5 protein-coding genes and 3 pseudogenes are annotated in these 6948 nt (G+C 53.7%); 4 read left to right on the plus strand and 4 right to left on the minus strand.

All coding sequences use genetic code 11. From position 1 onward, the window contains the following. Nucleotides 1-51, minus strand: a 51-nt coding sequence (locus tag BFF42_RS28255) for an IS1 family transposase (protein ID WP_165888145.1), incomplete at its 3' end; no start/stop codon positions are given. Between the two features lie 41 nt (nt 52-92). On the opposite strand from BFF42_RS28255, the gene BFF42_RS08520 reads away from it, so the two are divergent. From BFF42_RS08520 to pepE, 4 genes and pseudogenes are all read left to right on the plus strand, one after another. Continuing rightward, on the plus strand, nt 93-902 hold the full coding sequence (locus BFF42_RS08520) for a PTS mannose/fructose/sorbose transporter subunit IIC (RefSeq protein ID WP_012421685.1): 810 nt from the start codon (nt 93-95) through the stop codon (nt 900-902). A 10-nt stretch (nt 903-912) separates the two neighbouring features. Further along, nucleotides 913-1734, plus strand: a pseudogene (locus BFF42_RS08525) (PTS system mannose/fructose/sorbose family transporter subunit IID); the annotation flags it as partial. Nucleotides 1735-1788: 54 nt separating this feature from the next. Further along, a pseudogene (gene sorE / locus BFF42_RS08530) lies at nt 1789-3019 on the plus strand (L-sorbose 1-phosphate reductase). Nucleotides 3020-3401: 382 nt separating this feature from the next. Beyond that, nucleotides 3402-4091: a dipeptidase PepE gene (pepE, locus tag BFF42_RS08535; RefSeq protein ID WP_000421763.1), complete on the plus strand. Its 690-nt coding sequence runs from the start codon at nt 3402-3404 to the stop codon at nt 4089-4091. 90 nt (nt 4092-4181) lie between these two features. Here pepE and BFF42_RS08540 read toward each other — a convergent pair whose 3' ends face one another. The 3 genes and pseudogenes from BFF42_RS08540 to BFF42_RS08550 form a co-directional block, all read right to left on the minus strand. Next, nucleotides 4182-5813 carry a Na/Pi cotransporter family protein gene (locus BFF42_RS08540; RefSeq protein WP_000956832.1) on the minus strand — a complete coding sequence of 544 codons (1632 nt, stop codon included), beginning with the start codon at nt 5811-5813 and terminating at the stop codon, nt 4182-4184. A 219-nt stretch (nt 5814-6032) separates the two neighbouring features. Next, nucleotides 6033-6754 (minus strand): annotated as a pseudogene (locus tag BFF42_RS08545) (vitamin B12 dependent-methionine synthase activation domain-containing protein); the annotation flags it as partial. Nucleotides 6755-6769: 15 nt separating this feature from the next. Beyond that, a partial coding sequence (locus BFF42_RS08550; RefSeq protein ID WP_000663719.1) for an IS1 family transposase occupies nt 6770-6948 on the minus strand: 179 nt, incomplete at its 5' end.

A 6948-nucleotide genomic window follows, 5' to 3' on the forward strand; every position in this document is an offset into this window, starting at 1 on the left:
CACCCCGTCAGTAGCTGAACAGGAGGGACAGCTGATAGAAACAGAAGCCACTGGAGCACCTCAAAAACACCATCATACACTAAATCAGTAAGTTGGCAGCATCACCGGAAATAAGTACCCTACAAATCATTGCTATATTTCTTTTTTCCTGTATTGCCGGAATGGGCAGCGTGCTGGATGAATTTCAGACTCATCGCCCGTTAATTGCCTGTACGGTGATTGGTTTAATTCTCGGTGATTTAAAAACCGGAATAATACTCGGTGGTACGCTGGAATTGATAGCTCTCGGCTGGATGAACGTCGGCGCGGCGCAATCTCCGGATTCTGCACTCGCCAGCATAATCTCCGCCATTCTGGTTATCGTTGGTCAGCAAAGCATCGCCACCGGAATCGCCATCGCGTTGCCTGTGGCTGCGGCAGGCCAGGTGCTGACTGTGTTTGCCCGTACCATCACCGTAGTGTTCCAGCACGCGGCGGATAAAGCAGCGGAAGAAGCACGGTTTCGCACTCTCGATATTCTGCATGTCTCCGCGTTTGGCGTGCAGGCGCTGCGCGTTGCTATTCCGGCACTGATTGTCTCACTGTTCGTCAGCGCCGATATGGTGAGCAATATGCTGAGCGCGATACCGGAATTCGTGACGCGCGGTCTGCAAATTGCTGGCGGTTTTATCGTGGTGGTCGGTTACGCCATGGTGCTACGTATGATGGGCGTGAAATATTTGATGCCTTTCTTTTTCCTCGGTTTCCTCGCAGGTGGCTACCTCGATCTCAGTCTGCTGGCGTTCGGTGGCGTCGGCGTGATCATGGCCCTGGTCTACATCCAGCTAAATCCACAGTGGCGTAAAGCTGAACCTCAACTCCAGGCCACCGCCTCCACCGCCCTTGACCAACTTGACGATTAACGGAGCCATCATGGAACAGAGAAAAATTACACGCAGCGATCTGGTGAGCATGTTTCTGCGCTCCAACCTGCAACAGGCGTCCTTTAACTTTGAACGTATTCACGGGCTGGGTTTTTGCTACGACATGATCCCCGCCATCAAACGACTTTACCCATTAAAAGAGGATCAGGTTGCGGCGCTCAGGCGACACCTGGTGTTCTTCAATACCACGCCAGCCGTATGTGGCCCGGTCATCGGCGTCACTGCCGCCATGGAAGAGGCGCGGGCCAACGGCGCGGAAATTGATGACGGTACCATTAACGGCATCAAAGTCGGTCTGATGGGACTATTGGCAGGAGTTGGCGATCCACTGGTCTGGGGAACGCTGCGCCCGATTACCACCGCGCTCGGCGCATCTCTGGCACTTTCGGGCAACATTCTCGGCCCGCTGCTGTTCTTCTTTATTTTCAATGCGGTGCGTCTGGCGATGAAGTGGTATGGCCTACAGCTCGGCTTTCGCAAAGGGGTGAATATCGTCAGCGATATGGGCGGGAATGTGCTGCAAAAACTCACCGAAGGCGCGTCGATTCTCGGGCTGTTTGTGATGGGCGTGCTGGTCACCAAATGGACGTCAATCAACGTACCGTTGGTGGTTTCACAAACGCATGCCGCCGATGGCTCCACCGTCACCATGACCGTGCAGAACATTCTCGACCAACTTTGCCCTGGTTTGCTGGCGCTCGGTCTGACGCTGCTTATGGTTCGTCTGCTCAACAAAAAAATTAACCCGGTATGGCTGATTTTCGCCCTGTTTGGCTTAGGGATTATCGGTAATGCGCTGGGCTTCCTGTCCAGATTCTTCGCCCCGGCACGACTGCCGGGGCCATCGCTCAACATGAGGTGGTTTATGAAAACAACAGCTCTGCGTCTTTATGGTAAACGTGATTTACGCCTGGAAACCTTTGACCTTCCTGAAATGCAGGAGGATGAAATCCTCGCGACGGTGGTCACTGACAGCCTGTGCCTCTCTTCCTGGAAAGAGGCCAATCTGGGTGAAAACCATAAAAAAGTACCCGACGATGTGGCGCCCCCCCCCCATCATCATCGGCCACGAGTTTTGCGGCGATATTCTGGCCGTGGGTAAAAAGTGGCAGCACAAATTCCAGCCGGGTCAGCGTTATGTGATTCAGGCCAACCTGCAACTCCCCGACCGCCCGGACTGCCCCGGCTACTCCTTCCCGTGGGTGGGCGGCGAAGCCACGCATGTGGTTATTCCCAACGAGGTCATGGAACAAGATTGCCTGCTGGCATACGACGGCGAAACCTATTTTGAAGGCTCACTGGTTGAACCGCTTTCCTGCGTGATTGGCGCGTTCAACGCCAACTATCATCTTCAGGAAGGTAGTTATAACCACACGATGGGGATTCGCCCGCAAGGGCGCATGCTGATCCTCGGCGGCACCGGACCAATGGGACTGTTGGCGATTGATTATGCGCTACATGGACCCGTTAACCCGTCGCAGCTCGTCATTACCGATACCGACAACGATAAATTGAGTTATGCGCGCAAGCACTATCCATCAGAACCGCAAACACTGATTCATTATCTCAATGCCGCCGATGCAGCATTTGATACGCTAATGGCGCTGAGTGGCGGTCACGGCTTCGATGATATTTTCGTCTTTGTGCCTAATGAAGGACTGGTGACTCTCGCCTCTTCCTTGCTGGCGACAGATGGTTGCCTGAATTTCTTCGCCGGACCGCAGGATAAACATTTCAGCGCGCCAATTAATTTCTACGATGTGCATTATGCATTTACCCACTACGTGGGCACGTCAGGCGGCAATACCGACGACATGCGCGCGGCGGTCAAACTGATTGAAGAGAAAAAAGTGCAGGCCGCAAAAGTGGTAACACATATTCTTGGGCTGAATGCCGCGGGCGAAACCACGCTTGAATTGCCTGCCGTCGGCGGCGGCAAAAAGCTGGTGTATACCGGGAAATACCTGCCGCTGACGTCACTCACGCAGATTCAGGATCAAGCACTGGCGGCGATTCTGGCGCGTCATCAGGGGATCTGGTCCGGTGAGGCGGAGCAATATCTGCTCACTCATGCAGAGGCAATTTCCCATGATTAATCGCGCTACTTAACTCTGCATGTCGCTGGCTGGTCGCCGCGGCAACTTCGCGACCTGATGTGCGGCTGATTGCTGAAGCGGCCCAATGTGCACGAGAAGGATAAAAAAACATCAGCGCCTTAAGGGGCGCTCAAATTGGTGGCAAAGTACACATTGTTTATGCCGGATGCGGAATAAAGCTTTATTCGGCCTACATAATCTCGAAAATTCAATATATTGCAGTTATCTGGTAGGTCTGGTAAGCGTAGCGCATCAGGCAATGCTGTGTTTGTCATCAGTCTCAGCTCCCGGTGCAATACGGGACATCGTGAGCCATGTCAGTAAGTGGTTAAATTCGCAGTGGTAGCATGCCTTCCGTGATTTCTTACTAACCGGAGAAGTAATGGAACTGCTTTTATTGAGTAACTCGACGCTGCCGGGTAAAGCCTGGCTGGAACATGCACTGCCGCTAATTGCTGAACAGTTGCAGGGTCGCCGCTCAGCGGTGTTTATCCCTTTCGCTGGCGTAACGCAGACCTGGGATGATTACACAGCGAAAACGGCTGCGGTTCTCGCTCCGCTGGGTGTTTCTGTCACCGGTATTCATAGCGTTGTCGATCCCGTTGCCGCGATTGAAAATGCTGAGATCGTGATTGTCGGCGGCGGGAATACTTTCCAGTTGCTGAAACAGTGCCGCGAGCGCGGGCTGCTGGCACCAATTACTGACGTGGTTAAACGTGGTGCGCTGTATATTGGCTGGAGCGCAGGCGCTAACCTTGCTTGCCCAACCATTCGTACCACCAACGATATGCCGATTGTCGATCCGCAAGGTTTCGATGCGCTAAATCTGTTCCCGTTGCAAATCAACCCGCACTTCACCAACGCGCTGCCGGAAGGCCATAAAGGTGAAACCCGTGAGCAGCGTATTCGCGAACTGCTGGTCGTCGCGCCAGAACTGACGATTATTGGTCTACCGGAAGGTAACTGGATCACAGTGAGTAAAGGTCACGCTACGCTGGGTGGCCCGAACACCACCTATGTGTTTAAGGCCGGTGAAGAAGCGGTTCCGCTGGAAGCTGGTCACCGTTTTTAAGTGAATTGCCGGATGCATGATCCGGCATCTTGTTCATAGTGCCTGATGCGACGCTTGACGCGTCTTATCAGGCCTACAGGATTCACAATATTAATACTCGTCCCATCCTTCATCTTCATCCGACTGTTCCAGCACACTGTAAGCCACCGAACAAAACAGCGAGTTCAGGCGCTGCATATCTCCCAGTAAGCCTAAATGTAGCGAACTGGTTTCAATGCTCTGCACGTTTTGCTGATGCAGGCGATCGACGTGGGCGTGGGAATAGCTGCGATTAAGAATGCGAAAGCGATGCTTACTACGGCGCAAACGACGAGCGCTGGTGACATCGCCAGAGAAGAACACCGACATTGCCAGCTTTAAATTACTGAGCAATTGCTCATAGAGCGCATCCAGTTCCTTCAACCCATCAAGCGAAAATGCCCGCCGTGCTGCCAGTGATTTGTCAGCAATTTCGCTGCCCATGCGCTCGACGATATCGGAGGCCTGTTCAAGGTTGAGCGACATTTCAATAATCTCCGCCCAGCGGCGCGACTCTTCCTCCGCCAGCTCTTCTTTTGGCATCCGCGCCAGATACAGCTTAATGGCGGTGTAGAGAACGTTGATATCATCTGCCAGCTTACGCAGCTCTTTCTCCTGCCGTGGCTCACCGTGCATCACTTTATTCAACCCTTCCATCATCTGTTCCATGGCGTCGCCAATGCGCAGGGTTTCGCGCGCGGCGTTCGCCAGAGCAAGCGTGGGCGTATCCAGCGCGCTGACATCCAGATGTTTAGGCCGTAGCTGGGTATCCAGTTCCGGTTCATCGCGAATAATCGTTTTGCAAAACCGTGCCATCGGGTCAACAAATGGCAGCATGACCAGGCAACGTACAAGGTTGTAGAAGACGTGGAAATAGATCACCAGTTCCGCTTTTGGCAATGACAGCTTCCCCATTGTCTCTGCCAGCAAATGGACAAACGGCAGGATAATCAGGCTACCCACCAGCTTAAACAGCAGACTACCCAGCGCGACACGGCGGGCTGCGGCATTGGCGGCACTGTTGTTGAGCATCGCCAGCAGGCCGGAACCGAGGTTAGCACCAATCACCAGACAGAGCGCCACGGGGAAGGAGATAATGCCTGCGGCGGTCAGAGTCGCGGTCAGCAGTACAGCAGCAAGGCTGGAGTAGCTGATAATGGCGAACATCGCGCCAATCAGCGCATCCAGCAGAATATCGCCGGTCAGCGAGGCAAAGATCACCTGAACGCCGTTTGCCTGGGTGATCGGCGTTACGGCCTGCACAATCAACTCCAGCGCCAGCAAAATCAGCCCAAGACCAATACCGACGCGGCCCAGTTGCCCGGCGCGTGACTGTTTGCGTCCGAGGAAAAAAATCACGCCGATAAAAATAAGTAACGGTGACAGCCAGGATAAGTCGAAGGTGAGAATACGCGCCATTAGCGCCGTCCCGACATCTGCCCCCAGCACAATGACCAGAGCCGGTGCGAGGGCTACCAGATCCTGAGCGACGAACGAGGTCACCAGCATGGTGGTGGCATTACTGCTCTGTACCAGTGCGGTAACGCCGATCCCCGCGCAAAAGGCGAGCGGCTTTTTTTCGACGCTCCGGCTAAGGACAGTACGCAAACGCGCGCCGAAGACGCGCATTACGCCGGTTCGAACAATATGAGTCCCCCAGACCAGCAGGGCGACGGCAGAAAGCAGGTGAAGCAGCGTTAACACGAGTTCAGGTTCTCCTTATCGTTATATGTTCCTGAAGCAATTGAATGACCAAAGGACCGGAAACACGCTGACTGGCATCTTTACTGTGCCTTTTGACATTCGTTTTTCCGGCTAAGATTATTCCAGCCTGATTCCAGTATAAGTGTTTCATATTAATAAAGAGACAGGGCACTCATTGAGCGCCCTGTTTGTTGTAAGGAAAAGTGACAGATTTGTGAATCAGTCCGCGTCATACCCCAGATTCGGTGCCAGCCAGCGCTCAACATCTGAGACGCTCATACCTTTACGGCGGGCATAGTCTTCAACCTGATCGCGCTGAATTTGCGCCACGGCGTAGTACTTGCTGTCCGGGTGGCTGAAATACCAACCCGAAACCGATGCACCGGGCCACATGGCGAAAGATTCTGTGAGTTTCATGCCGGTATGTTTTTCCACTTCCAGCAGCTCCCAGATGGTGGCTTTTTCCGTATGTTCCGGGCAGGCCGGGTAGCCCGTGCCGGACGGATGCCCTGGTAGTTTTCGCGGATCAGTTCTTCGTTGCTGAGGTTCTCGTTCGGCGCATAGCCCCAGTAGACTTTACGCACACGCTCATGGAGATACTCCGCAAAGGCTTCGGCTAAACGGTCGGCAAGCGCTTTCACCATGATTTTGTTGTAATCATCGTGCTGCGCTTCAAAGGCATCAGCCAGTGCGTCCTCTTCCAGCCCGCCAGTCACGGCAAATGCGCCGATGTAATCTGCTTTACCAGAAAGCTTCGGCGCAACGAAGTCAGCGAGACAGTAGTTAGCGAATCCCGTTTTTTCGGTCTGTTGACGCAGATGGTGGCTGACATTGATCACATGGGTGCGCGTTTCGTCACGGTAGATTTCAATGTCATCGCCCACACGGTTTGCCGGGAACAGGCCCACCACGCCACGCGGATTCAGCGTTTTCTCGGCGCTGGTAATGCTGCCAACTTACTGATAGTGTTTTATGTTCAGATAATGCCCGATGACCTTGTCATGCAGCTCCACCGATTTTGAGAACGACAGTGACTTCCGTCCCAGCCTTGCCAGATGTTGTCTCAGATTCAGATTATGTCGCTCAATGCGCTGAGTGTAACGCTTGCTGATAACGTGCAGCTTTCCCTTCAGGC

The organism is Shigella sp. FC1661 (assembly GCF_001712525.1).
GTDB lineage: Bacteria > Pseudomonadota > Gammaproteobacteria > Enterobacterales > Enterobacteriaceae > Escherichia > Escherichia coli.

Bases quoted from the DNA above. Each gene is read 5' to 3' on its own strand.
- pepE (WP_000421763.1), top strand. From the start codon at position 3,402: ATGGAACTGCTTTTATTGAGTAACTCGACGCTGCCGGGTAAAGCCTGG.